This is a genomic window from Streptomyces sp. TLI_146 (genome assembly GCF_002846415.1).
In the GTDB taxonomy this organism is placed as follows: domain Bacteria; phylum Actinomycetota; class Actinomycetes; order Streptomycetales; family Streptomycetaceae; genus Streptomyces.
In genome coordinates, this window is record NZ_PJMX01000001.1 from 3011261 (window position 1) to 3037462 (window position 26202).

Genomic DNA, 26202 nt, shown 5'->3' on the forward strand with positions numbered 1-26202 from the left:
GCACCAGGCACACAAATGCGGAAGGGGCGCGCCCTATTTGGACGCGCCCCTTCCGTATGAAATAAAAAGTCCGCCCTCTCTCAGCCCGCCAGGCAGGACGGGCCGAGCAGCACCTTCAGATCGCCGAAGAGGGCCGGGTCCGGCTGGACCCGGTGCCGGTCGAGCCGCAGCACCGTGGTCTTGCGCGGCCCCTGGAGCTTGATCCGCACCTCGGTGTTGCCCTTGTGGTGGCCGAGAATCTCGCCCAGGCGGCTGATCATCGGCGGGGTCACCTTCACCGTCGGGATGGTGAGCACCACCGGCGCGTTGGTCCCCGCCGACGACAGGTCCGGGACCATCAGCTCCATCGCGACCAGGCGCGGGATGTCCTCGCGCTTGTCGAGGCGGCCCTTGACGAACACCACCGCGTCCTCGACGAGCTGGGTGGACACCAGCTGGTAGGTCGCCGGGAAGAACATGCACTCGATGGAGCCCGCCAGGTCCTCGACGGTGGCGATGGCCCAGGCGTTGCCCTGCTTGGTCATCTTGCGCTGGAGGCCCGAGATGATGCCGCCGATGGTCACGACCGCGCCGTCCGCGTGCTCACCTCCGGTGAGCTGCTGGATGGAGGCGTCGGTCTTGTCCGAGAGCACGTGCTCCAGGCCGAAGAGCGGGTGGTCCGACACATAGAGGCCGAGCATCTCCCGCTCCTGGGCGAGCAGGTACGACTTCTCCCACTCGATGTCGGAGAACTCGACGTCCAGGCCGAAGCCCGGCTCGTCGGAGTCGGCCTCGCCCATCCCGCCGAAGAGGTCGAACTGGCCCTCGGCCTCCTTGCGCTTGACCTGCACCACGTTGTCGATCATCGGCTCGAAGTGCGCGGTGAGGCCCTTGCGGGTGTGCTTCATCTCGTCGAAGGCGCCGGCCTTGATCAGCGACTCGACGGTCCGCTTGTTGCAGACGACCGCCTCGACCTTGTCGAGGAAGTCGGGGAACGAGGTGTACTTCCCCTTCGCCTTGCGGGACTTGATGATCGAGTCCACCACGTTCTGACCGACGTTGCGCACGGCGGTCAGACCGAACAGGATCACGTCGTCGCCCTGCGCCGAGAAGTTGGACTCGGACTCGTTGACGTTGGGCGGCAGCACCTTGATGCCCATGCGGCGGCACTCGTTGAGGTAGACCGCCGACTTGTCCTTGTCGTCCTTGACCGAGGTCAGCAGCGCCGCCATGTACTCGGCGGGGTAGTTCGCCTTGAGGTAGGCGGTCCAGTACGAGACGAGGCCGTACGCCGCGGAGTGCGCCTTGTTGAAGGCGTAGCCCGCGAAGGGGACCAGGACGTCCCAGAGCGCCTTGATGGCCTCGTCGCTGAAGCCCTTCTTCTTGGCGCCGGCCTCGAAGATGACGAAGTTCTTCGCCAGCTCCTCGGGCTTCTTCTTGCCCATCACGCGGCGGAGGATGTCGGCCTCGCCGAGCGAGTACCCGGCGATGATCTGGGCGGCCTTCTGGACCTGCTCCTGGTAGACGATCAGGCCGTAGGTGACGGCCAGGACCTCTTCGAGGGGCTTCTCCAGCTCCGGGTGGATCGGGGTGATCTCCTGCTGCTTGTTCTTGCGCAGCGCGTAGTTCGTGTGCGAGTTCATGCCCATCGGGCCCGGGCGGTAGAGCGCGGACACGGCGGAGATGTCTTCGAAGTTGTCGGGCTTCATCAGCCGCAGCAGGGACCGCATGGGCCCGCCGTCGAACTGGAAGACGCCGAGGGTGTCGCCGCGCTGGAGCAGCTCGAAGGTCGTGGGGTCGTCCAGCGGCAGCCCGAGGAGATCGATGTCGATCCCCTTGTTGGACTTCACCATCTTGACGGCGTCGTCCATGATCGTCAGGTTGCGCAGACCCAGGAAGTCCATCTTCAGCAGGCCGAGCGACTCACAGCTCGGGTAGTCCCACTGCGTGATGGTCACGCCGTCGGTGTGGCGCACCCACACCGGGACGTGCTCGGTAATGGTCTCGCTGGACATGATCACGCCGGCCGCGTGCACACCCATCTGCCGGACCAGGCCCTCGACGCCCTTGGCGGTGTCGATGACCTTCTTCACGTCCGGCTCGTTCTCGTACATCGAGCGGATCTCGCCCGCCTCGCTGTAGCGCGGGTGCTTGGGGTCGGTGATGCCGTTGAGGTCGATGCCCTTGCCCAGGACGTCGGCGGGCATCGCCTTGGTGAGGCGGTCGCCCATCGCGTACGGGTAGCCGAGGACGCGCGCGGAGTCCTTGATCGCGTTCTTGGCCTTGATCTTGCCGTAGGTGCCGATCATGGCGACCTTGTCGGCGCCGTACTTCTCCGTCACGTACCTGATCACCTCGACGCGCCTGCGCTCGTCGAAGTCGATGTCGACATCGGGCATCGAGACGCGCTCGGGGTTGAGGAACCGCTCGAAGATCAGCCCGTGCGGGATCGGGTCGAGGTCGGTGATGCCCATCGCGTACGCCACGATCGAGCCGGCCGCGGAGCCTCGGCCGGGGCCGACCGCGATGCCCTGCTTCTTGGCCCACATGATGAAGTCGGCGACCACGAGGAAGTAGCCCGGGAAGCCCATCGAGATGATGGTGTCCATCTCGTACTCGACCTGCTTCATGCGGTCCTCCGGGATGCCTCCCGGGAAGCGGCGGTGCATGCCGCGCATGGTCTCCTCGCGGAACCAGGTGACCTCGGTGTAGCCCTCGGGGATGTCGAACTTCGGCATGAGGTTCTTCGCCTCGAACATGCCGCTGACGTCGACCTGCTCGGCGACCAGGGCCGTGTTGGCGCAGCCCTGCTGCCAGGCGTCCGAGGCGTCGATCGCGTACATCTCGTCGGTCGACTTCAGGTAGTAGCCGGTGCCGTCGAACTTGAAGCGGTCGGGGTCCGAGAGGTTCTTGCCGGTCTGGATGCACAGCAGCGCGTCGTGCGCGGTGGCCTCGTGCGCGTACGTGTAGTGCGAGTCGTTGGTGACCAGGGGCGGGATGCCCAGCTCCTTGCCGATCTTCAGGAGGTCGTCGCGGACCCGGCGCTCGATGTCGATGCCGTGGTCCATCAGCTCCAGGAAGTACCGGTCCTTGCCGAAGATGTCCTGGTAGTCGGAGGCCGCCTGGCGGGCCTCCTCGTACTGCCCCAGGCGCAGCCGGGTCTGGAGCTCGCCGGAGGGGCAGCCGGTGGAGGCGATCAGGCCCTCCGACCACTGCGAGATGGTCTCCTTGTCCATCCGGGGCCACTTCTGCAGCCAGCCCTCCGCGTACGCGTCGGAGGAGAGGCGGAAGAGGTTGTGCAGGCCCGTCGCGTTGGCCGCCCAGATCGTCTTGTGGGTATAACCACCCGAACCGGACACGTCGTCGCGCTTCTGGTGCGGCTGGCCCCACTGGATCTTGCGCTTGTTGCGGCGGGACTCGGGGGCCACATACGCCTCGATGCCGATGATCGGCGTCACGCCCGCCTTCTTCGCCGAGTGGAAGAAGTCGTACGCCCCGTGCAGGTTGCCGTGGTCGGACATCGCGATGTGCGTCATGCCCATCTCGTTGCACGCGTCGAACATGTCCTTGAGCCGCGCGGCACCGTCCAGCAGCGAGTACTGGGTGTGTACGTGAAGGTGCGTGAACGGCGGCTTCGACACGGCTGGGGCCTCCATGGCGGGGAGAAGGGGACAGCCTGGAAGTCTACGTCTCCCCACTGACAACCGGGGGCGGTCACAGCGGCGCGCAGCGCCTCGATGAGGGGTGGTGGTCGGGCGACGGGCGGGCACTCCGGGGTACGGTCACGCGTTGGAAGGGGCGGAACCACCCGTCCCATTTGTTGCGCATCACCACCCGCGCGTACGCACCAGGAGGCACCCGGCGATGTCGGTCCCGCAGCACACCACCGAGGAGCGCGGCGAGCAGATCCTCGCCGTCTTCGGCACCGCCTTCGGCGAGCTCCTGGCCGCCGACCCGGCCGCGTTCCGGGTCAAGTTCCGCAAGATGGCGGCCTCCGCGTTCGCCTTCTACCGGGGCACGGCCTGCCTGTTCTACGCGGACCTGGACCAGGAGGACGGCGGGGACACGGCGAGCGGTCCCTACCTGGACGAGCGGACCGGCCGGGTCTGGATCCACGGCGACCTGCACGCCGAGAACTTCGGCACGTACATGGACGCCAACGGCCGGCTGATCTTCAACGTCAACGACTTCGACGAGGCGTACGTCGGCCCCTTCACCTGGGACCTCAAGCGCTTCGCCGCCTCGCTGGCCCTGATCGGCCACGCCAAGGCGCTCAGCGACAAGCAGATCACCGAGCTGGTGCGGACCTACGCCGCCGCCTACCGCGAGCGGATCCACGCGCTGGCGACCGGCGCCAAGGGCGACGAGGCGCCCTCGTTCACGCTGGACACGGCCGAGGGGCCGCTGCTCGGCGCGCTGCGCTCGGCACGCGCGCGTACGCGCTTCTCGCTGCTCGACTCGATGACCGAGATCCGCGAGTACGAGCGCCGCTTCCGCGAGGACGACGGCTCGATAGAGCTGGACGCGGCGACCCGCTACAAGGTGCTGGCCGCCTTCGACGGCTACCTGGAGACGCTGCCGGACTCCAGCCTGCTGCGGCCCGACTCGTACCGCGTCAAGGACGTCGTCGGGCGACGCGGCATCGGGATCGGCTCGGCCGGTCTGCCCTCGTACAACATCCTTCTGGAGGGCCACAGCGACGCCCTGGAGAACGATGTCGTGATCTACATGAAGCAGGCGCAGACCCCGGCGGTCTCCCGGCACGTCACCGACGCCTCGGTGCGCGGCTACTTCCAGCACGAGGGCCACCGCACGGTGATCTCGCAGCGCGCCCTCCAGGCCGCCGCCGACCCCTGGCTGGGCTGGACCGAGCTGGACGGGGCGGGCCAGCTGGTCGCCGAGGTCTCGCCGTACGCGGTGGACCTGGACTGGTCGGACATCGACGAGTCGGAGCAGATAGCGGCGGTCGTCGCCGACCTGGGCCGGGCCACCGCCACCATGCACGCGGCGGCGGACGATGAGAGCGGCCACTCGGAGTTGGTGCCGTTCTCCACCGAGCGGGCCATCGACGCGGCGATCGCGGCCGACGAGGAGGGCTTCGCGGACCTCCTGGTGGACTTCGCGCACAGCTACGGCGCCCGGGCCCGGGCCGACCACCAGATCTTCGTCGACCTGTTCCGTAACGGTCGGATTCCGGGTCTCTAGTCTCACGGAATTCTTAGGCCGCGCCGACGGCGGGCCGTGGCAGACTTCAGCAGCGATGGACGTATCAGGGACCCGGCTCAGAGCGGCACGCGCGGCGCTTTTCACGGCGCTCGTCGTGGCGCTCTCCAGCGCGTCCCACGTCCTGCTCTCCCGCGTCCCGCTGCCGGTGCCCCTGGTGGCCGGCGCGGCCGGCACCGTGTTCGTGATCGCGTACGCGCTGGCGGGCCGCGAGCGCGGCTTCTGGTCGATCGCCGGGCTGCTCGTCCCGCTGGAGCTGGCCGCCGACACCGTCTTCTCCACCGGCCAGCACGTCTGTTACGGGCCCTCCGGCGGCCCGGTCGCGGGCGCGCTGCGGTCGGTGGGCGTGAACGTGCTGTGCGGCGGGAGCGTGGGCACCGAGCTGCCCGGCGTCGCCGGGTCCCGGGCGAGCGCGGCCGTGCTGCTGGCCGGTCCCGCACCGGCCGCGCCGTGGCTGCTGCTCGCCGCGCACGTGACGGTCGGGCTGCTCGCCGCGGCCTGGCTGCGGCGCGGCGAGGCCGCCCTGGCGCGCTTGGTGCGCACGGTCGGGGTGCTGGCGTTCCGGCCGCTGCTGCTCGCGGTCGCCGTGGTGGGCGGCGCGATCCGTCCCGTACGGGCGCGGGTACGGCCCGTGCGGCGCGCGGGATCGCCGTCGCGCGCCCGGCTGCTCGTGCACTCCGTGGGGCGGCGGGGTCCGCCCCGCCCCGCGCTGCTCACCGCCGTCTGAGCGACGGCCCCGACGAGCACGTCGACCCGGTCATCCGGGTCCCCCTCAGCACTTTCTCACCTGCCCTACCTGCCACACGGAGAAAACGATCATGAGCAAGCGCAACAGCCAGGCCAACAAGGCAGCCGCCCGTGAGCGGCTGCGACTGGAGCGCGAGCGCCAGGCCAAGAAGGACAAGGTGCGCCGCCAGGTGGTCGTCGCCGCCTCGATCGTCGGCGTCCTCGCGATAGCCGGCGGCGTCGGCTACGCGGTCATGCAGGCCAACAAGCCCGGCGAGTGGGACGCGGCCAAGGACAAGACCCTGGTCAAGCCCGCCAACACCACGGGCGACGACGGCACCACGGTGATCATCGGCAAGCCCACCGCCAAGAAGACCCTGGAGGTCTACGAGGACGCGCGCTGCCCGGTCTGCTCGGTGTTCGAGCAGCAGGTCGGCGCGACGGTCAAGAAGGACGTCGACGCCGGCAAGTACAAGATCCAGTTCATCGGCGCCACCTTCATCGACAACGGCAGCCCGGGGGTCGGCTCCAAGAACGCGCTCAGCGCGCTCGGCGCCGCGCTCAACGTGAGCCCCGAGGCGTTCATGGAGTACAAGGCGCAGCTCTACTCGGCGAAGTGGCACCCGGCCGAGACCACGGACAAGTTCAAGAACGACGACTACCTGATCCAGGTCGCCGACAGCGTCCCGGCTCTCAAGGGCAACGCCAAGTTCCAGCAGGCCGTCAAGGAGGGCACCTTCGACAAGTGGGCGCTCACCATGTCGAAGAAGTTCGACGACAGCGGTGTGACGGCCACGCCGACCCTCAAGATGGACGGCAAGAAGATCACCGGCGCGAACAGCGACAACGCCCCGCAGGACCCGGCCTCGTTCACCGCCGCCATCGACAAGGCGCTGAAGGGCTGACGCCCCCGCCGACGCCCCTCAGAAGGGCCTTCGGCGGGTCCGGGCGCTGACGCGCGCTCAGATGGCCGCCGGCGAACGGGCAGACAAACTTTTGCCGCGAGTCTGCCCGTTCGCGCTACCCATCAGTAAGGTGTGCGGCTGTGACCAGTCGATTCACCTCAACCCCCACGCGCCGCACGGTCGTCAAGGCCGCTGCCGCCACCGCTGTCGTCGCCGCACCCCTGGTGGCCGGCGCGACCGCCGCCGCCGCGGACTCCGCTGCGGCCCCCGCCTTCCTGCACGGCGTCGCCTCCGGCGACCCGCTGCCCGACGGCATCCTGCTGTGGACCCGGGTCACCCCCGCTCCCGACGCGGTGCCCGGCTCCGGCAAGGGCCCGGACACCGAGGTCTCCTGGGAGATAGCCGAGGACAAGGGCTTCTCGCGGATCGTGGCCCAGGGCCGCACCACCGCGACGGCCGCCTCCGACCACACCGTCAAGGCCGATGTGCGCGGCCTGCGCCCGGCGACCGCGTACTGGTACCGGTTCGCCGCGGGCACCGCGCTCTCCCCCGTCGGCCGTACGCTCACCGCCCCCGCCACGGACGCGGCGGCCGCCAACGTCCGCTTCGGCGTGGTCTCCTGCGCCAACTGGGAGTCCGGCTACTTCTCCGCCTACCGCCATCTCGCCGCCCGCTCCGACCTGGACGCGGTGCTGCACCTGGGCGACTACATCTACGAGTACGCCTCGGGCGCCTACCCGGAGGCGAAGTACGTCGTACGGCAGCACGAGCCGGCCCACGAGATCCTGAACCTGGCCGACTACCGCACCCGGCACGGCAAGTACAAGTCGGACGCCGACCTCCAGGCGATGCACCACGCGCACCCGGTGATCGCGATCTGGGACGACCACGAGTTCGCCAACGACGCCTGGTCGGGCGGGGCCGAGAACCACACGCCCGGCGCCGAGGGCGACTGGGCGGCGCGCGTGTCGGCCGCCAAGCAGGCGTACTTCGAGTGGATGCCGGTCCGCCCGTCCATCGCGGGCACCACCTACCGGCGCATCCGCTACGGCAAGCTGGCCGATCTGCACCTGCTCGACCTGCGCTCCTTCCGCTCCCAGCAGGCGAGCGTGGGCAGCGGCAAGGTGGACGACCCGGAGCGCACCATCACCGGCCGCGCCCAGCTGGACTGGCTCAAGTCGGGGCTCTCGGCCTCGAACGCCGCCTGGCAGCTGGTCGGCACCTCCGTGATGATCTCCCCGGTCGCCTTCGGCGCGCTGCCGGCCGAACTGACCGCGCCGCTCGCGGAGTTGCTGGGCCTGCCCAAGGAGGGCATCGCCATCAACGTCGACCAGTGGGACGGCTACACGGACGACCGCCGCGAACTCCTCGCCCACCTGGTCGACAACGGCATCAAGAACACCGTGTTCCTCACCGGCGACATCCACATGGCGTGGGCCAACGACGTCCCCGTCAAGGCGGCCACCTACCCGCTGTCGAAGTCGGCGGGCACCGAGTTCGTGGTGACGTCGGTCACCTCCGACAACCTCGACGAGATGCTCCACGTCGCCCCGCACTCCGTGTCGCTGGTGGCGGCGGCCGCGATCAAGGCCGCCAACCGCCATGTGAAGTGGGTCGACATGGACTCGCACGGCTACGGCGTCCTCGACGTCGACGCCCAGCGCTCGCAGATGGACTACTACGTGGTGTCCGACAAGCGGAAGCAGGACGCCACGTCCTCGTGGACCCGCTCGTACCGGACGCTCAACGGCAGCCAGAAGGCCGAGCGGGTCTACTCGCCGGTGGTCTGACGCCCGCGCGCTAGAGCGACGCGAGGAAGCCGAGAGCGGTGCTCCAGCTCTTCTCGGCGGCCTCCGCGTCGTAGTCCGGCAGTTGAGGATCGGTGTACAGGTGCCCGGCGCCCGGGTACCTGTACACCTCCGCGTCGGCGCCGATCCGGCCCATGCGCAGGTACCAGGTGTTCAGCCAGTCGTCCGTCTCGAACGGGTCCGGGTCCGCCACGTGCAGCTGTACGGGCAGCTCGTCCACCGACGCGCCCTCGGCGATGTCGGCGGTGCCGTGCAGGAGCAGCAGGCCGCGGGCCTTCTCGTCGCCGAGCGCGAGGGTCTGGGCGAGCGAACCGCCGAGCGAGAACCCCGCGTAGACCAGGCCCTCGTCGGAGTGCGGGGCGGCGGCCAGGATCGCGCGCCTGAGCAGCTCGTCGTTGCCGATCCCGTCGCGGATCGTCATGCCCTCCTCCAGGGTGTCGGCGGTGCGGCCGTCGTAGAGGTCGGGCACGTGCACCACGTGTCCGGCGGCGCGCAGCCGCTCGGCCGCCTCGTGCACGGCGGGCCGCAGGCCGTACGCCGAATGGAAAAGCATGATGTTCATGAGGCCATGGTGCCAGCTACGGTCGGGGGCATGGAGAACGTACTGCGCCCGTTGATCGTCATCGGCGGCTCGGTCGTGCTCACGCTGGCCCTCGTGTGGCTGGCCGACCGACTACTCCGCCAGGCCGACGCCCGGCACAGCGAGACCCCGCTGTGGGGACTGCTGCGCCGCTGCCGCGTCCCGTTGCAGGTCGTCGTCCTCACCGCGCTGCTGAGAGGCACCTACCGCCAGATCAAGTGGAACCCGATCCAGGACCACGACGCGGGCCTCGGCCAGCTCCTCTCCCTCGTCCTCATCGGGGCGAGCGCCTGGCTGGTGGTGCGGATCGCGGCGGCGGTCGTGGAGGCGTCGTACGCGCGGTACGCGGCCTCCGCGCTGGATCCGGCGCGGGTGCGCCGGGTCCGTACGCAGGTGACGCTGATCCAGCGCGTGGTGACGGCGGTCGTGGGCGTGGTCGCGGTGGCGTCGATGCTGCTGACGTTCCCGGCGATGCGGACGGCGGGGACCTCGATCCTGGCCTCCGCGGGCATCATCGGCATCGTGGCCGGTGTGGCCGCCCAGTCGACGCTCGGCAACCTCTTCGCGGGGCTGCAGATCGCGTTCGGCGACATGGTGCGGATCGGGGACACGGTGGTAGTCGACGGCGAGTGGGGCGTGATCGAGGAGATCACGCTGACCTATCTCGCGGTGCGCACCTGGGACGAGCGGCGTCTGACGATGCCGGTCTCGTACTTCACCAGCAAGCCGTTCGAGAACTGGTCGCGCGGCGGCGTCCAGATGACCGGCACGGTCTTCTTCCACCTGGACCACGCGGCCCCGGTGGCCCTGATGCGCGAGAAACTGGCCGACATCCTCCGCGAGTGCCCGGCCTGGGACGGCCGCGAGAGCGCCCTCGCGGTCACCGACACCACCCCGTCGACGATCGTGGTCCGCGCGACGGTCACGGCGAAGGACGCGGGCGACATCTGGACGGTACGGGTCACGGTCCGCGAAGAGATGATCGCCTGGCTCCACGACCACCACGCGTACGCCCTGCCGCGCATCAACATGGAACGGGACGACGGCGAGCCGCCCGCTCGGAACGGGCGTGCGGGGTAGGGGCACGCGACGGTGACGGCGTGCGGTGACCTCCGTCCGTGGGCGCGAGCGGCAACAGAGGGCCCGCGGACGGGAGTCACCGCACCCGCGGCCGAGCGCTAGCGCAGGCTGCGCACATCCAGCTGGCGCAGGACCCGGTCCACGATCTCCGGGTCCGCGCCGGCCTCGCTCCGCGCCGACAGCACCTCGTGCCGCGCCGCCGACATCATCTCCCGCTGGATCCGCTGGATCGTCCGCAGCCGCTCCACCCGCTTCGCGTACGCCTCCCGCCGCTCCTCGTCGACCATGTCCGGACTGATCCGCGCCCCCACGTCGTACGCCCGCCGCAGCAGCTGCTCCATGACCTCCTCGGGCAGCTCCTCCACGTCCTCGATCTCCCGCAGCCGCCGCTTCGCCGCCTTGGCCGCGCGGATCGCGAGCTCCCGCTCCAGCGCCCGCTCGGCGTCGGTGTCGGCCTGGACGCCCAGGCGCCGCACCAGGGACGGCAGGGTCAGCCCCTGGAGCACCAGCGTCACCATGATCACGCAGAACGCGACGAAGACGATCTCGTCGCGCGCGGGGAAGGGAGAGCCGTCCTCGGTCCTGAACGGGATCGCGAGGGCGAGCGCGACCGAGGCCACCCCGCGCATCCCCGCCCACCACATGACGATCGTCTCCCGCCAGGTCGTGGGGATCTCCTCGTCGTAGTCCCGCCGTGTGTGCAGCCGCTTGGCGAGCCAGGTCGCGGGCAGCAGCCACACCAGCCGTACGCCGACGACGACCCCGACCACGACCGCGCCCCAGCCCGCCATCTCGCCCACACGGCCGGTCGCGGTGCCGAACACGTTGTGCAGTTCGAGTCCGATGAGCCCGAACGCGATCCCCGTCACCAGGGTGTCGACGATCTGCCAGAACGTGGCCCCGGCGAGCCGCCCCTGGACGTCGTCGGCGTCCACCGCGTGCTCGGCCAGGAACAGCGCGAGGGTGAGCACGGCGAGCACCCCGGACCCGCCGAACTCCTCGGCCAGTACGTAGCCGACGAACGGCACGAGGAGGGTGAGGCCGATCTGGAGCGTGGCGTCGTCGAGCAGCCCCATCAGCTTGTTGGCGGCCCAGCCGAGGACGAGCCCGACCACGACCGCCACCACGGCGGACAGCACCAGCTCCCCCACCGCGTCCGGCCACGAGAAGTCGCCGCTGACCGCCGCCGCGATCGCCACGTGATAGAGCACGATCGCGGTGACGTCGTTGAACAGCCCCTCCCCCTCCAGGATCGACACCAGCCGGCGGGGCAGCCCGAGCGAGCCCGCGACGGCGGTGGCGGCGACCGGGTCGGGCGGCGCCACGAGGGCGCCGAGCGCGACGGCGGCGGCGATCGGCAGGCCGGGCACGATGGCGTGGGCGACGGCCGCCACGGCCGCCGTGGTGACGAACACCAGGGCCACCGCGAGCAGCAGGATCGGCCGGACGTTGGCGGCGAACTGCCGCCAGGAGGTGCGCTGGACGGAGGCGTAGAGCAGCGGCGGCAGGACCAGCGGAAGGATGAAGTCCGGCGGCACGTCCACGTTCGGGACGAACGGCAGCAGGGCGAGGACCCCGCCGAGGAGCGTCATCAGGACCGGCGCGGGCAGCCCGAGCCGGTCCCCGACCGGAACGGTGACCACCGCTCCGAGCAGCAGCACGAACAGCAGGGCCAGCTGATCCACAAATCCCTCCGGGCAGCTAGGCGATCAAGAACCCCAGCGTGCCACGTGGGTGTCGGCCCGGCCTTCGTCTGCGGCTGTGTGGTGGGTTGCTCGCGCAGTTCCCCGCGCCCCTGAATGCCTGGGGGCGCGGGGAACTGCGCGATCAGCCACAGACGGCCCGCAGGTCAAAGCAGGCTCGCGACGCCTACGGCGTCACTCGCTCTCCGCCCGGATCACGTCCAGCGCGTGCTGGAGGTCGTCCGGGTAGCGGCTCTCGAACTCCACCCACGAGCCGTCCGACGGGTGCTCGAAGCCGAGGCGCACCGCGTGCAGCCACTGCCGGGTCAGACCGAGGCGCTTGGCGATGGTGGGGTCCGCGCCGTACGTCAGGTCGCCCACGCACGGGTGACGGTGGGCCGACATGTGCACCCGGATCTGGTGGGTGCGGCCCGTCTCCAGCTTGATGTCGAGCAGCGAGGCCGCCCGGAACGCCTCGATCAGGTCGTAGTGCGTCACCGACGGCTTGCCCTCGGCCGTGACCGCCCACTTGTAGTCGTGGTTGGGGTGGCGGCCGATGGGGGCGTCGATGGTGCCGCTCATCGGGTCCGGGTGGCCCTGCACCAGGGCGTGGTAGCGCTTGTCCACGACGCGGTCGCGGAACTGCTGCTTCAGATACGTGTACGCCCGCTCCGACTTGGCGACGACCATCAGGCCGGAGGTGCCGACGTCGAGGCGGTGGACGATGCCCTGGCGCTCGGCGGCGCCGGAGGTGGAGATCCGGTACCCGGCCGCCGCGAGGCCGCCGATGACCGTGGTCCCCGTCCAGCCCGGGCTGGGGTGGGCGGCGACGCCGACCGGCTTCACGATCACGACGATGTCGTCGTCGTCGTGGACGATCTCCATGCCCTCGACCGGCTCGGCCACGATCTGCACCGGCGCGGGCGCCTGGGGCATCTCGACCTCCAGCCACGCGCCCCCGCGGACCCGCTCGGACTTGCCCACCACCGAGCCGTCGACCTGGACCTTCCCCGCCGCGGCGAGCTCAGCGGCCTTCGTACGGGAGAACCCGAACATGCGGGAGATGGCGGCGTCGACGCGCTCGCCCTCCAGACCGTCGGGAACGGGCAAGGTGCGGATCTCGGGAAACGTACTCACCCGTCGAGTATGCCTTGTCGCACCGACAACCCCGCCCGCGCCGAGGTGCGGCTCAGTCCTTGTGCACCGTTCCGTCCGGGTCCAGACCGCGGAACGAGAGGATCACGATCAGGAAGCCGCCGCAGACGATCGCGGAGTCGGCGAGGTTGAAGACGGCGAAGTGGGCCGGCGCGATGAAGTCGACCACGGCGCCCTCGAAGACGCCCGGGGAGCGGAAGATGCGGTCGGTGAGGTTGCCGAGCGCGCCGCCGAGCAGCAGACCGAGCGCGATCGCCCACGGCAGGCTGTAGAGCTTGCGGGCCAGCCGGAAGATCACCGCGATGACCGTCGCCGCGATCATCGTGAAGATCACGGTGAAGGCCTCGCCCATGCCGAAGGCGGCGCCCGGGTTGCGGATCGCGTTGAGCTCCAGCAGGTCCCCGACGAGCTGGATCGGCTCGTGGTGCTCCAGCCTGGCCACCACGAGCATCTTGCTGCCGAGGTCGAGCAGGTACGCGAAGAGCGCCACCGCGAACAGCACGGCGATCCTGCGCCTGCCCTTGGGCCGCTCGTCGGGAGCCGCGGCCTCGTCGGGCCCTTCTACGTCCGGCGTACCGATGATGCGCTCCGCCTCTGCCACGTGAGTCCCTCAACCCTAGGTACCTGACTGAGGACGAGGGTACGACACACGCGTACGGAGTCAGCCTCGGCGTTCCTGCTTCTGCTTGTCCTCGACGCAGAGGGTCGCGCGCGGGAAGGCCTGCATCCGCGCCTTGCCGATGGGATTGCCGCAGACCTCGCAGTAGCCGTACGTACCGGCGTCCAGCCGCTCCAGGGCGCGCTCCGTCTGCTCCAGCATCTCGCGCGCGTTGGCGGCGAGCGCCATCTCGTGTTCGCGGGTGATGTTCTTGGTCCCGGTGTCGGCGTCGTCGTCGCCCGCGCCGTCCCCGGAGTCCCGCATCAGCCCGCTCAGGGCGTTCTCCGAGGCCTCGATCTCGGTGCGCAGGCGCAGGACCTCGCTGGTCAGCTCCGTGCGCGCCTCGGCGACCTCGGCGGGCGTCCACGGGTCCTCCCCGGGCCGCACCGGCAGCTCGCCGGGCACCCCGGCGACGACGGTACGGGCCTTGGGCACCGCCGATGCCGCCGCCGTGGACTTCCTGGCCGCCGCCTCGCCGGCCGTGTTCTTGGCAACCACGTTCTTGGCTCCCCTCTGCTGCGCGGCCTCGGCCGCCCCCTTGGCCGCCGAGGCGGCCTGCTTCGCTGCCCCACCGGCAGCCTTGCCCGTTACCGCTTTCCTGGCAGACGCCGTCTTCTTGGCGGCAGCCTTCTTGGCCGAAGCCTTCTTTGCCGCAGCCTTCGCCGAAGCCGCCTCTTCCACGGCAGCCTGCTCGGCCACGCCCTTCTTGGCAGCGGCCTTCTCGGCCACGGCTTTCTTGGCCGGAGCCTTCTTCGCCGGGGCCTTTTTGGCCGGAGCCTTTTTGGCTGGAGTCTTCTTGGCCGGAGCCTTCTTGACAGCGGCTTTCTTGGTCACGGTCCTTTGAGTCGCGGCCTTCTTCGCCGGTTCCGCCTTGGCAACCGCTTCCTTGGCAACCGCTTCCCCGGCCGCGGCCTTCTTGGCCGCGGCTTTCTTCGCGGCCGTCTTCTTGGCCGCCCCCTTCACGGCGCCCTTGGGCGCTGCCGTCGCCTTCCTCGGGGCCGCCTCCTTCTTCCCGGACGAGTCCTCCGTAGCGGCCCTCTTCACCGCGGCCTTGGACGCCAACGCGGTCTTCTCAGCCACCATGGCCGCGGCCCCTTCACATATTGTGATCTTGCTCGCGAATCGTGCTGGGACGATAAATCGACCCCAGGCCCGCGGCAACGGGGCACGCCGCCGGTCCGGCCCCGCCCGAGGTGCCCGGAGACGAACCTGCATCCGTTGTGCCCAGCTCTTGGGCCCGTAATCCGCCACACGGGCGGAGCCGGACCCCGTGCGACCCCGTATGGCCATTCGGGTCATGCGCGCGGCCCGGCCGGGGCTCGCCGAAACCGGTCGGCCGTTGTCCGTACGGCCCCGTACACTGGGCCCAGCGAGAGGCGTCGACGGGACGAGTAGTGCCGTACGCAGCCAAGAGCGATCCGGGGACGGTGGGAGCCCGGAGGCGAGCGCGACACGAAGATCACCCCTGAGCCGCCGGAAGAAAGCCCACCGGGCCAGTAGAACCGGCTTCGCACCCCAATGAGGGGGCGGCGCGCGCGAGCGCGGCGCCAAGGAGGGTGGTACCGCGGGAGCGCTTCACGAGAGGCTCTCGTCCCTCCGACGGAAACGTACGACGATCCGCCGGAGGATGAACGGATGTCGCAGTACCGCCAGGTGCCCGCCCAGGTCGACTTGCCCGCGCTGGAGCACGCCGTGCTCGACTTCTGGCGCGAGGCGAAGGTCTTCGCCAAGAGCCTCGAACAGTCCGAGGGCCGCCCCGAGTGGGTCTTCTACGAGGGCCCGCCGACCGCCAACGGCATGCCCGGGGCCCACCACATCGAGGCCCGCGTCTTCAAGGACGTCTTCCCGCGCTTCAGGACCATGCAGGGCTACCACGTGGCCCGCAAGGCCGGCTGGGACTGCCACGGCCTGCCGGTCGAGCTCGCCGTCGAGAAGGAGCTCGGCTTCAACGGCAAGAAGGACATCGAGGCGTACGGCATCGCCGAGTTCAACGCCAAGTGCCGCGAGTCCGTGACCCGCCACACCGACGCCTTCGCCGAGCTCACGACCCGGATGGGCTACTGGGTCGACCTGGACGACGCCTACCGGACGATGGACCCCGAGTACGTGGAGTCCGTCTGGTGGTCCCTGAAGGAGATCTTCAACAAGGGCCTGCTCACCCAGGACCACCGCGTCGCCCCCTGGTGCCCGCGCTGCGGCACCGGCCTGTCCGACCACGAGCTGGCGCAGGGGTACGAGACGGTCGTCGACCCCTCGGTCTTCGTCCGCTTCCCGCTGACCGGCGGCCCCCTCGCGGGCGAGGCGGCGCTCCTGGTGTGGACGACCACGCCGTGGACGCTGGTCTCCAACACCGCCGTGGCGGCCCACCCCGAGGTCACGTACGTGGTCGCCACCAATGGCGAGGAGAAGCTGGTCGTCGCCCAGCCGCTCCTGGAGAAGGCGCTCGGCGAGGGCTGGGAGGCCACCGGGCAGACCTTCACGGGCGCCGAGATGGAGCGCTGGACCTACCAGCGCCCCTTCGAGCTCGTCGACTTCCCGAGCGCGAGCGAGGGAAGCAATGAGCACAGCCCCGGGTCCGCGCACTACGTCGTCAACGCCGAGTACGTGACGACCGAGGACGGTACGGGTCTGGTCCACCAGTCCCCCGCCTTCGGCGCCGACGACCTCCTGGTCTGCAAGGCGTACGGGCTGCCGGTGGTGAACCCGGTCCGCCCCGACGGCACCTTCGAGGAGGACGTCCCGCTGGTCGGCGGCGTCTTCTTCAAGAAGGCCGACGAGAAGCTGACCCAGGACCTGGCCGACCGCGGCCTCCTCTTCCGCCACGTGCCGTACGAGCACAGCTACCCGCACTGCTGGCGCTGCCACACCGCGCTGCTCTACTACGCGCAGCCGTCCTGGTACATCCGCACCACCGCCGTCAAGGACGCGATGCTGCGGGAGAACGAGAAGACCAACTGGTTCCCTGACTCCGTCAAGCAGGGCCGCTTCGGCGACTGGCTGAACAACAACATCGACTGGGCGCTCTCCCGCAACCGCTACTGGGGCACCCCGCTGCCGATCTGGCGCTGCGAGGACGACCACCTGACCTGCGTCGGTTCGCGCGCCGAGCTGAGCGAGCTGTCCGGCACCGACCAGACGGACCTCGACCCGCACCGCCCGTACATCGACGACGTCACCTTCACCTGCACGGCCGAGGGCTGCTCGCACACGGCGGTCCGCGTCCCCGAGGTGATCGACGCCTGGTACGACTCGGGCTCGATGCCGTTCGCGCAGTGGGGCTACCCGTACAAGAACAAGGAACTGTTCGAGAGCCGCTACCCGGCGCAGTTCATCAGCGAGGCCATCGACCAGACCCGCGGCTGGTTCTACACGCTGATGGCGGTCGGCACCCTGGTCTTCGACAAGTCGTCGTACGAGAACGTGGTGTGCCTGGGCCACATCCTCGCCGAGGACGGCCGCAAGATGTCCAAGCACCTGGGCAACATCCTCCAGCCCATCCCGCTCATGGACCAGCACGGCGCGGACGCGGTGCGCTGGTTCATGGCGGCCGGCGGCTCCCCGTGGGCCGCGCGCCGCGTGGGCCACGGAACCATCCAGGAGGTCGTCCGCAAGACGCTCCTCACGTACTGGAACACGGTGGCCTTCCAGGCGCTGTACGCGCGTACGTCCAACTGGGCGCCCAGCGCGGCCGACCCGGCCCCGGCGGACCGCACGGTCCTGGACCGCTGGCTGCTGAGCGAGCTGAACACGCTGGTCGACCAGGTGACGCAGGCCCTGGAGGCGTACGACACCCAGCGCGCGGGCAAGCTCCTGTCGGCGTTCGTGGACGACCTGTCCAACTGGTACGTGCGCCGTTCGCGGCGCCGGTTCTGGCAGGGCGACAAGGCGGCGCTTCGCACGCTGCACGACGTGGTGGAGACCGTCACGCGCCTGCTCGCCCCGCTGACCCCGTTCATCACCGAGCGGGTGTGGCAGGACATGGTGGTCCCCGTGACCCCGGACGCCCCGGAGTCGGTGCACCTCTCCTCCTGGCCGAAGGCGGACGCGTCGGCGATCGACGCGACCCTGTCGCAGCAGATGCTGCTGGTGCGGCGTCTGGTGGAGCTGGGCCGCGCCACGCGCGCGGAGTCGGGCGTCAAGACGCGCCAGCCGCTGTCGCGCGCGCTGGTGGCCGTGGCGGGCTTCGAGTCGCTCTCGCCGGAGCTGCACGCGCAGATCACGGAGGAACTGAACGTCTCGTCCCTGGCCTCCCTGTCCGAGGTCGGCGGCTCCCTGGTCGACACCACGGCCAAGGCCAACTTTCGGGCGCTCGGCAAGCGGTTCGGCAAGGGCGTCCAGGACGTGGCCAAGGCGGTCGCGGCGGCCGACGCGGCGGCGCTGTCGGCGTCCCTGCGCGACACGGGTACGGCGTCGGTCCAGGTGGGCGACGAGGAGGTCGTGCTCGCCCCCGACGAGGTGATCATCACGGAGACGCCGCGTGAGGGCTGGTCGGTGGCGTCCGACTCGGGCGCGACGGTCGCGCTCGACCTGGAGATCACGCCGGAGCTGCGGCTCGCGGGCCTGGCCCGGGACGCGATCCGGCTGATCCAGGAGGCACGCAAGAACAGCGGGCTCGATGTGGCGGACCGGATCGCGGTCCGGTGGGAGTCCTCGGACGCCTCGGTCGTCTCGGCGCTCTCCGCTCACGCGGAACTGATCGCGGAGGAGGTCCTGGCGACGGACTACGCGTCGGGGGCGGCTGACGACACGTACGGCGAGCCGTTCACGGACGAGGCCCTGTCGCTGACGTTCCGCCTGCGCAAGGCGTAACGCGCGCGACGCGAGCGGCCCGTCCCCGGAGGCACCGGGGGCGGGCCGCTTTGTCCTGCCCCCACCCCGCCCCTTCCCGAAAGCCCTGGCCGGGCGGCCTGGCTCTTTGTCTGCGGACCGCAGATGGCTGGTCGCGCAGTTCCCCGCGCCCCTAGGCGGCTAGGGGCGCGGGGCTGTGACATGTGCGGCTCCGCCGCGTGGGCGCGAGCAACCCACCACACACCCGCAGACAAACAGCAGGCCGCCCCGCCGCAGGCGCAAAAAAGGGCCGGGCCCCCGGAAATCCGGGGGCCCGGCCCTTCAGCCTGCCGACGGCTGTGCGCGGAGTGCGCGCGTACCGCCCGTCAGTTGTCGTCCTCGTCGATCAGGAAGCCCCGCATCGGAGAGGGAGCCTGCTGCATCGGCGACGGCCCCTGCGGCCGCACCGGCGCCATCGGCTGCGTCATCGCGGGCGACATCTGCTGCTGCCCGCCGTAGGAGGGAGCGCCGCCCATCGACGGCTGCCCGCCCATGGTGTGCCCGCCCATCGAACCGGCACTGGCCGACGCCATCGACCCGCTCATCTGCGGAGCCGGCGGCAGCGACGCGGTCGCCGGGGTGCGCGGCGGAGCCAGCGAGTCGTCCGCCTGGGTCTCCAGCTGGCGCAGCTGCGACTCCAGGTAGGACTTCAGTCGCGTACGGTACTCGCGCTCGAAGCCGCGCAGGTCCTCGACCTTGCGCTCAAGGGTGGCGCGGGCGGACTCCAGGGAGCCCATCGCGACGCGGTGCTTCTCCTGCGCGTCCCGCTCCAGCGCGTCGGCCTTGGCGCGGGCGTCCCGCTCCAGGCCCTCGGCGCGCGACCGGGCCTCGCCGACGATCTTGTTGGCCTCGGAGCGGGCCTCGGCGATCGCCTGGTCGGCGGTCTGCTGGGCCAGCGACAGGACGCGCGCGGCGCTGTCGCCGCCGGGGCCCTGGCCGGGCTGGGACATCTGCGGGCCGTGGCCGCCCATGGGGCCGCCCATCGGCTGGCCCATGGGGCCCTGGCCGAGCTGGTTCTGGCCCATCTGGTTCTGGCCCATCGGACCCTGACCCATGGGGCCCTGGCCCATCGGACCCTGGCCGAGCTGGTTCTGGCCCATCGGACCCTGGCCCATGGGGCCCTGGCCCATCTGGTTCTGGCCCATGGGGCCCTGGCCGTGCTGGCCCTGCGGGCCGTGGCCACCGGGACCGGCGGGCAGCTGCGGGGCGCCGCTCGGCAGCTGGGGCGGGCCCATCTGCGGCTGCTGCTGCTGCACCTGCGGGGGTCCGGATATGGCGGCGGGCACGGGGGCGCCCGGACCGCGCTGGTCCTGCGGCTCCGGCTTGCGCATACCCTGCTGCTGCTGGTTCTGCGCGGCGGCACGCGTCGCGGCGGCCAGCTTGGCGCGCAGGTCCTCGTTCTCGCGAAGCAGGCGGGTCAGTTCGGCTTCGACCTCGTCCAGGAAGGCATCGACCTCGTCCTCGTCGTAGCCTTCTCGGAGCCGGACGGTCGTGAACTGCTTGTTCCGCACGTCCTCAGGGGTCAGCGGCATCTCTTCTTCACCTCTACGTAGTCGTCGGCAGTCGGCAGGACCGTGTCGCTCACATCTATCTCCCCACGCTGGTGACGATGGAGATCAGGATGTACACGATGATCATCAGAACGAAGAAGGACAGGTCGAGTGCCACGCCCCCGAGACGCAGCGGCGGAATGAACCGCCGCAGAAGCTTGAGCGGTGGATCGGTGACAGTGTAGGTGGCCTCAAGAACGACCACCATCGCCTTGCCGGGTTCCCATGAACGTGCGAACTGCAAGACGTAGTCCATGACGAGCCGGAAGATCAGCACGATGAGGAAGCACATCAGCGCGATGTAGACCACATCCAGTGCGACGCCCATCTCGCGCTTCCCTCTCCCCTTGCTCTGTGCCCCCGGCCCCTTGGCCGGATCGTTCCCGGTGTCGTGTCTCAGCTCTGGTTGAAGAAACCGCCCTCTGCGATACGGGCCTTGTCCTCCGCCGTGACATCGACGTTAGCAGGCGACAACAGGAACACCTTCTGCGTCACCCGTTCAATGCTGCCGTGCAAACCAAACACAAGACCGGCGGCAAAGTCGACAAGTCGCTTCGCATCGGTGTCGTCCATCTCGGTGAGGTTCATGATCACCGGCGTGCCCTCGCGGAAGTGTTCCCCGATGGTACGGGCCTCGTTGTAGGTCCGCGGGTGCAGCGTGGTGATGCGGTAGGGCTCCCGCTCGGACACGACCTTGGGCATGATCACCGGTGCGTTCTTCTCCAGGCTCGGACGTTCAGGTGTGATGGATGCCACGGGGGCGATTCGCGCCGGACGCCCCGATTCCGCGGGCATCACGGCTGCGTGCGCGACCGGTTCACGGGGAGCCGGCGGCTGTACGGCTCGTACCGGTTCGTCCCGTTCGACCTGATGCGGAGGCTGGTGCCGGCGGCGGTCCCGCTCGGGCTCCGGCTCGGGTTCGAACTCGTCATCGGGGTCGAACCCCGGGCCGTCGTACCCATCGTCCTCCACGAGACCGAGGTAGACCGCCATCTTGCGCATCGCGCCGGCCATGCTCCGATTCCTCCGCTCTGTGGTGGATCGCCCTTGTCGCCAAATGTCGCTGTGTCACCAAGTGCCCACGATCCACTAGGTCTGCCCACCGATGAGTGGGAATGACCATATTTTCTGCTGTGGTCCGACTTGCTTCGCGACGTTACCCGAGCCGGGGTCGGACTCCGAGTACCGCCGTACCGACGCGTACATGTGTCGCTCCGGCCGCAACAGCCTCTTCGAGGTCCGCACTCATCCCTGCTGACACCATGTTCGCAGCCGGATGAGCGCGGCGCAGGTCAGTCGACAAATCCATCAGCCGCTCGAATGCGGCCCGTTCGCGGCCCGCGTACTCGCCCGCCAGCGGCGCCACGGTCATCAGACCGTCCAGCCGCAGACCGGGCGCGTCCGCCACAAGTCCGGCCAACTGCTCGATTCCGTCGGGGGCGACGCCGCCCCGGTCGCCCCGCGCACCCGACTCGGCGTCGAGCGCGACCTGGATGAGGCACCCCACCTCCCGCTCCGCCTTCACGGCGGCCGCGGAGAGCGCGGTGACCAGCCGGTCCCGGTCGACGGACTGCACCAGATCCGCGTAAGTCACCACGGAACGGACCTTGTTCGTCTGGAGCTGGCCCACGAAGTGCCAGCGCAGATCCGGGAGGTCGGCGCAGGCCGCCGCCTTGGGGGCGGCGTCCTGGTCCCGGTTCTCGGCGACCTGACGCACCCCCAGCTCGTACAGGAGCCGGACGTCGCTAGCGGGGTAGGTCTTGGTGACCACGATGAGCGTCACGTCGTCCCGCTTGCGCCCGACTGCCGCACAGGCCGCGGAGATACGTTCCTCCACCTGTGCCAGGTTCGCGGCGAGTTCCGCCTTACGGTCCGTCATGCCCGCTTCCCTCTCCCCCGGTCGCACCGGGCCCCTCGGCGTCGAGCCAGACGTATCCGGCGAGCCGCCCGGTGGTGCGGTCGCGGCGGTACGAGAAGTGGTCGTGCGATTCGAGCGTGCACACCCCCGACGGCTGCCGGTCCGTGATCCCGAGCGCCGCGAGCTGCGCGTGCACGCCCGCGGTGACGTCGACGGCCGGGGTCCCCCAGCTCGTCCGGGACCGGGCGGCCGGCTCGGCCGCGGCGACCTCGTCCCGCATCTCCGCCGGGACCTCGTAGCACTTGCCGCAGACGGCGGGCCCGGTCCGCGCGGTGATCCGGGACGGCTCGGCGCCGAGCGAGACCATCGCCGCGACCGCCGCGGGCACCACGCCCGCGACCATCCCGGGCCGCCCCGCGTGCGCGGCGGCCACCACCCCGGCGACCGGGTCGGCGAGGAGGACGGGCGTGCAGTCGGCGGTCAGGACCGCGAGGGCGAGCCCGCGACGGGCGGTCACCACCGCGTCCACCGCCGGGACCTCGGCGTCGGCGCCCCACGGCCCGTCCACCACGGCCACGTCCGGCGAGTGCACCTGGTTCATCCAGACCACCAGGTCCGGGTCGAGCCCCAGCGCCTTGGCGGCGAGGCCGCGGTTGGTCCGGACCGCGGCGGGGTCGTCGCCGACCGCGCCGCCCAGGTTGAGCTCCTCGTACGGAGCGGCGCTCACTCCGCCCCACCGGTCGGTGAAGGCGAAGTGCGCGCCGCTCGCGAGGATGTGCTGCCCTATCACTTCAAGAAGTCCGGGACATCCAGCTCTTCGGCCTGGCTGTCCTGGTACGGGCGGGCCGTCGGCACCTGCGGCGGGCTCGCCTCGCCGACCGGCGCGGTCTCGACCGGGGCCGGGGCCGGGGTCTCCTCGCGCGCGCTCACGGTGCCGAGTCCGCCCAGCGGGCGCTCGGGGGCGCGGACCGGCGCGGGCTCCTCGCGCTTGGCGGCGGTGGAGCCCAGCACGTTGTCGCGGCGGGCGGGCGGCTGGCCGCCGTCGAACCCGGCCGCGATGACCGTGACCCGTACCTCGTCGCCCAGCGCGTCGTCGATGACCGCGCCGAAGATGATGTTGGCCTCGGGGTGGGCGGCCTCGCTGACCAGCTGCGCGGCCTCGTTGATCTCGAAGAGACCGAGGTCGGAGCCGCCGGAGATGGAGAGCAGCACACCGCGGGCGCCGTCGATGGACGCCTCCAGGAGCGGCGAGGAGATCGCCATCTCGGCGGCGGCCACCGCGCGGTCGTCGCCGCGCGCCGAGCCGATGCCCATGAGCGCCGAACCGGCCTCGGACATGACCGACTTGACGTCGGCGAAGTCGAGGTTGATCAGGCCCGGGGTGGTGATCAGGTCGGTGATGCCCTGGACGCCGGAGAGCAGGACCTGGTCGGCCGACTTGAAGGCGTCGAGCACCGAGACCTGGCGGTCCGAGATGGACAGCAGCCGGTCGTTGGGGATGACGATGAGGGTGTCGACCTCTTCGCGGAGCTCGGCGATGCCGTCCTCCGCCTGGTTGGCGCGACGGCGGCCCTCGAAGGTGAACGGCCGGGTGACCACACCGATCGTGAGCGCGCCGAGCGAGCGCGCGATGTTGGCGACGACGGGTGCGCCGCCGGTGCCGGTGCCGCCGCCCTCTCCCGCGGTGACGAAGACCATGTCGGCCCCCTTGAGGACCTCCTCGATCTCCTCGCGGTGGTCCTCTGCCGCCTTGCGCCCGACTGCCGGGTTGGCTCCGGCCCCGAGGCCGCGGGTGAGTTCACGGCCGACGTCGAGCTTGACGTCGGCGTCGCTCATCAACAGAGCTTGTGCGTCGGTGTTGATCGCGATGAACTCGACGCCCTTGAGACCGACCTCGATCATTCGGTTGATGGCATTGACACCACCGCCGCCGACACCGATGACCTTGATGACTGCGAGGTAGTTCTGCGGTGCTGCCACGTCGAAGGCCTCTCGCCTCGAGTTACGGGTCGTCACGTGCGGGTGTCGCACGGCGACGACGAATGCCGATGTGGGACGGTCCGAACGCCGACCCGAACCCTAACGTTGAAGTTTAGGGTTACCAATGTGTCTGTTCCTTGGACTCTTCCGAACAGGACACTAAGTCGACAAGTGGCGCACGTTCAACGAACACGCCGAACCTCCCGTTTTTCTTTTCACCCTATGTGATCACCCGTAGCGATGACCAACCAGGGTGCTGGCCAGCGCATATGTGCGTCAACTCCCCGATGCCGCAGGGGCGGTGGGCGCGCTCACATCGAAGTACCGCGCCCTGGGCGCCGCTTTCATGAGGGCGACCAGCGTACGGGCCTTGAGCTCCCCCTCCTCGTCACTGCCCCACATGACCGTACGCCCGCGGCTCAACTCCAGGGAGACCGCGTCGTAGGAGGTGACCCGGACGAGTCGGGTGTCCTTGGCGACGGCGGACGGGAGTTCGCCCGCCACCTTGACCGCTTCGCGCACCAGTGCGTCGGACGGAAATCGGCGCAGCGAGGGCGAGTTGTCCGGGTTCAGTTCGAGCAGCGGTACGTGCGCGGGCGCCTTGGCGACCGTGGCGAACCGCACACCCTTGGCGTCCACTTCGGTGAAGTTCGCGCCTTTTTTCACCAGCAGAACGGGCTTGCGCTCGGTCACGTCGAGCGTGATGCCGTGCGGCCAGGAGCGGCTGACGTCCACCGAGTCGAGCCGCGGCAGCTTGCGCAGCAGCCGGGCCTCGATCGCGTCCGTGTCGACCGAGACCAGCGGGGATCCGACCGGAACGGCCGCCGCCGCCTCGACTTCGGCGGGGGTGAGCACCTCGGTGCCGGTGGTCTCCACCTGCTCGGCCCGCAGCCAGGTGGAGCCGTACAGCACCCAGACGACGGCCGCGCCGAGGACGACGGCGGTGGCCAGAATCAGCAGCAGCCGGCGCCGGGCGGGCAGCCGCAGCCGCAGCCGTCCCGCGGGGCGGCGGGGGCCGGACGGGCCGGACTTCCTCGCCTGTCCCGCTCCGCGTCGAGCGGTCGCCTGTCCGGCCACGGTCCCCTGCCTTCTGCCGCTCCGTCAGCGCGCGGCGATCGCCTCGTACACCATGCCGACGAGCAGGTCGTCGGCGTCCCGGCGGCCGAACTCGGAGGCGGCGCGGGACATCTCGTACAGCCGGTGCGGGTCGGCGAGCACGGGCAGGACCTGGTCCTGCACCCACCCGGGGGTGAGTTCGGCGTCGTCGACCAGCAGACCGCCGCCCGCCTTCACCACCGGCTGGGCGTTGAGCCGCTGTTCGCCGTTGCCGATCGGCAGCGGTACGTAGGCGGCGGGCAGCCCGACGGCGGAGAGTTCGGCGACGGTCATCGCGCCCGCGCGGCAGAGCATCATGTCGGCCGCGGCGTACGCGAGATCCATCCGGTCCACGTACGGTACCGGGATGTACGGCGGCATTCCGGGCATGTTGTCGACGCGCGGCACTTCGTTCTTCGGGCCGACCGCGTGCAGGATCTGGATGCCGGAGCGCTGGAGCACCGGAGCGACCTGCTGGATCACCTCGTTGAGGCGGCGGGCGCCCTGCGAGCCGCCGGAGACCAGCAGCGTCGGCAGGTTCGGGTCCAGGCCGAACGCGGCGCGCGCCTCGGGGCGGACCCGGGCGCGGTCGAGGGTGGCGATGGAGTGCCGCAGCGGGATGCCGATGTAGCGGGCGCCGCGCAGCTTGCTGTCGGGCGTGGCGACGGCGACCCCGGCCGCGTACCGCGAGCCGATCTTGTTGGCCAGGCCGGGGCGGGCGTTGGCCTCGTGGACCACGATCGGCACCCCGAGGCGCTTGGCGGCCAGATAGCCGGGCAGCGCCACATAGCCGCCGAAGCCCACGACGCAGTCCGCCTTGGTGCGCTCCAGGATCTGCTCGGCGGCCTTGATGGTGCCGCGCAGCCGCCCCGGGACCGTGATCAGTTCGGGGGTGGGCCTGCGGGGCAGCGGGACGGCCGGGATGAGCGCGAGCTCATAGCCCCGCTCGGGGACCAGCCGCGTCTCCAGGCCCTTCTCCGTGCCGAGGGCCGTGATCCCCACGGTCGGGTCCTGCCTGCGCAGGGCGTCCGCGAGGGCGAGCGCGGGCTCGATGTGGCCGGCGGTCCCCCCACCGGCGAGTACGACATGCACCGAA

General features: G+C 70.4%; 20 protein-coding genes. 6 read left to right on the forward strand and 14 right to left on the reverse strand.

Going from position 1 to position 26202, the window contains the following annotated elements; genetic code table 11:
• Positions 1 to 80: 80 nt before the first annotated feature.
• A complete protein-coding gene (dnaE, locus tag BX283_RS13740; protein WP_101387904.1) occupies positions 81 to 3620 on the reverse strand; it encodes a DNA polymerase III subunit alpha in 3540 nt (1179 codons plus the stop codon).
• Positions 3621 to 3843: 223 nt separating this feature from the next.
• On the opposite strand from dnaE, the gene BX283_RS13745 reads away from it, so the two are divergent.
• From BX283_RS13745 to BX283_RS13760, 4 genes are all read left to right on the forward strand, one after another.
• Positions 3844 to 5184: a DUF2252 domain-containing protein gene (locus BX283_RS13745; RefSeq protein WP_101387905.1), complete on the forward strand. Its 1341-nt coding sequence runs from the start codon at positions 3844 to 3846 to the stop codon at positions 5182 to 5184.
• A gap of 55 nt (positions 5185 to 5239) precedes the next feature.
• On the forward strand, positions 5240 to 5929 hold the full coding sequence (locus tag BX283_RS13750) for a hypothetical protein (RefSeq protein ID WP_101387906.1): 690 nt from the start codon (positions 5240 to 5242) through the stop codon (positions 5927 to 5929).
• Between the two features lie 91 nt (positions 5930 to 6020).
• Complete coding sequence (locus BX283_RS13755) at positions 6021 to 6833, forward strand: thioredoxin domain-containing protein (protein ID WP_101387907.1); 813 nt, start codon at positions 6021 to 6023, stop codon at positions 6831 to 6833.
• A gap of 140 nt (positions 6834 to 6973) precedes the next feature.
• Complete coding sequence (locus BX283_RS13760) at positions 6974 to 8623, forward strand: alkaline phosphatase (RefSeq protein WP_101387908.1); 1650 nt, start codon at positions 6974 to 6976, stop codon at positions 8621 to 8623.
• Positions 8624 to 8633: 10 nt separating this feature from the next.
• Here the strand turns inward: BX283_RS13760 and BX283_RS13765 are convergent, their stop codons facing one another.
• A complete protein-coding gene (locus BX283_RS13765) occupies positions 8634 to 9203 on the reverse strand; it encodes a dienelactone hydrolase family protein (RefSeq protein WP_101387909.1) in 570 nt (189 codons plus the stop codon).
• Between the two features lie 30 nt (positions 9204 to 9233).
• On the opposite strand from BX283_RS13765, the gene BX283_RS13770 reads away from it, so the two are divergent.
• Entirely contained in the window at positions 9234 to 10301 is a 1068-nt protein-coding gene (locus BX283_RS13770) for a mechanosensitive ion channel family protein (protein WP_101387910.1), read from the forward strand.
• Positions 10302 to 10399: 98 nt separating this feature from the next.
• Here BX283_RS13770 and BX283_RS13775 read toward each other — a convergent pair whose 3' ends face one another.
• The 4 genes from BX283_RS13775 to BX283_RS13790 all read right to left on the reverse strand — a co-directional run bounded on the left by BX283_RS13775 (position 10400) and on the right by BX283_RS13790 (position 14879).
• Positions 10400 to 11986 carry a Na+/H+ antiporter gene (locus tag BX283_RS13775; RefSeq protein WP_101387911.1) on the reverse strand — a complete coding sequence of 529 codons (1587 nt, stop codon included), beginning with the start codon at positions 11984 to 11986 and terminating at the stop codon, positions 10400 to 10402.
• 192 nt (positions 11987 to 12178) lie between these two features.
• Complete coding sequence (locus BX283_RS13780) at positions 12179 to 13120, reverse strand: RluA family pseudouridine synthase (protein ID WP_101387912.1); 942 nt, start codon at positions 13118 to 13120, stop codon at positions 12179 to 12181.
• A 52-nt stretch (positions 13121 to 13172) separates the two neighbouring features.
• Positions 13173 to 13739, reverse strand: a complete 567-nt coding sequence (gene lspA, locus BX283_RS13785) for a signal peptidase II (protein WP_101387913.1) — start codon at positions 13737 to 13739, stop codon at positions 13173 to 13175.
• A gap of 60 nt (positions 13740 to 13799) precedes the next feature.
• Entirely contained in the window at positions 13800 to 14879 is a 1080-nt protein-coding gene (locus BX283_RS13790) for a histone H1-like repetitive region-containing protein (RefSeq protein WP_101387914.1), read from the reverse strand.
• A gap of 552 nt (positions 14880 to 15431) precedes the next feature.
• On the opposite strand from BX283_RS13790, the gene ileS reads away from it, so the two are divergent.
• Positions 15432 to 18605 (forward strand): isoleucine--tRNA ligase, encoded by a 3174-nt coding sequence (gene ileS / locus BX283_RS13795; protein ID WP_101387915.1) that lies wholly within the window; start codon positions 15432 to 15434, stop codon positions 18603 to 18605.
• Between the two features lie 344 nt (positions 18606 to 18949).
• Here ileS and BX283_RS13800 read toward each other — a convergent pair whose 3' ends face one another.
• From BX283_RS13800 to murG, 8 genes are all read right to left on the reverse strand, one after another.
• Positions 18950 to 20155: a DivIVA domain-containing protein gene (locus BX283_RS13800; protein WP_101387916.1), complete on the reverse strand. Its 1206-nt coding sequence runs from the start codon at positions 20153 to 20155 to the stop codon at positions 18950 to 18952.
• Between the two features lie 55 nt (positions 20156 to 20210).
• On the reverse strand, positions 20211 to 20501 hold the full coding sequence (locus BX283_RS13805; protein ID WP_067158122.1) for a YggT family protein: 291 nt from the start codon (positions 20499 to 20501) through the stop codon (positions 20211 to 20213).
• A 68-nt stretch (positions 20502 to 20569) separates the two neighbouring features.
• Positions 20570 to 21187 carry a cell division protein SepF gene (locus BX283_RS13810; RefSeq protein ID WP_101387917.1) on the reverse strand — a complete coding sequence of 206 codons (618 nt, stop codon included), beginning with the start codon at positions 21185 to 21187 and terminating at the stop codon, positions 20570 to 20572.
• 142 nt (positions 21188 to 21329) lie between these two features.
• Positions 21330 to 22052, reverse strand: coding sequence for a YggS family pyridoxal phosphate-dependent enzyme (locus BX283_RS13815; protein WP_101387918.1), 723 nt, complete (start codon positions 22050 to 22052; stop codon positions 21330 to 21332).
• Positions 22039 to 22821, reverse strand: coding sequence for a peptidoglycan editing factor PgeF (gene pgeF, locus BX283_RS13820; RefSeq protein WP_101387919.1), 783 nt, complete (start codon positions 22819 to 22821; stop codon positions 22039 to 22041). The genes BX283_RS13815 and pgeF overlap by 14 nt, the downstream gene beginning before the upstream one ends.
• On the reverse strand, positions 22818 to 24011 hold the full coding sequence (gene ftsZ, locus BX283_RS13825) for a cell division protein FtsZ (protein WP_101387920.1): 1194 nt from the start codon (positions 24009 to 24011) through the stop codon (positions 22818 to 22820). Before ftsZ ends, pgeF begins: the two co-directional genes overlap by 4 nt.
• A gap of 276 nt (positions 24012 to 24287) precedes the next feature.
• Positions 24288 to 25088: a cell division protein FtsQ/DivIB gene (locus BX283_RS13835; RefSeq protein ID WP_101387922.1), complete on the reverse strand. Its 801-nt coding sequence runs from the start codon at positions 25086 to 25088 to the stop codon at positions 24288 to 24290.
• A 24-nt stretch (positions 25089 to 25112) separates the two neighbouring features.
• Positions 25113 to 26198, reverse strand: a complete 1086-nt coding sequence (gene murG, locus BX283_RS13840) for an undecaprenyldiphospho-muramoylpentapeptide beta-N-acetylglucosaminyltransferase (RefSeq protein WP_101387923.1) — start codon at positions 26196 to 26198, stop codon at positions 25113 to 25115.
• Positions 26199 to 26202 lie beyond the last annotated feature (4 nt).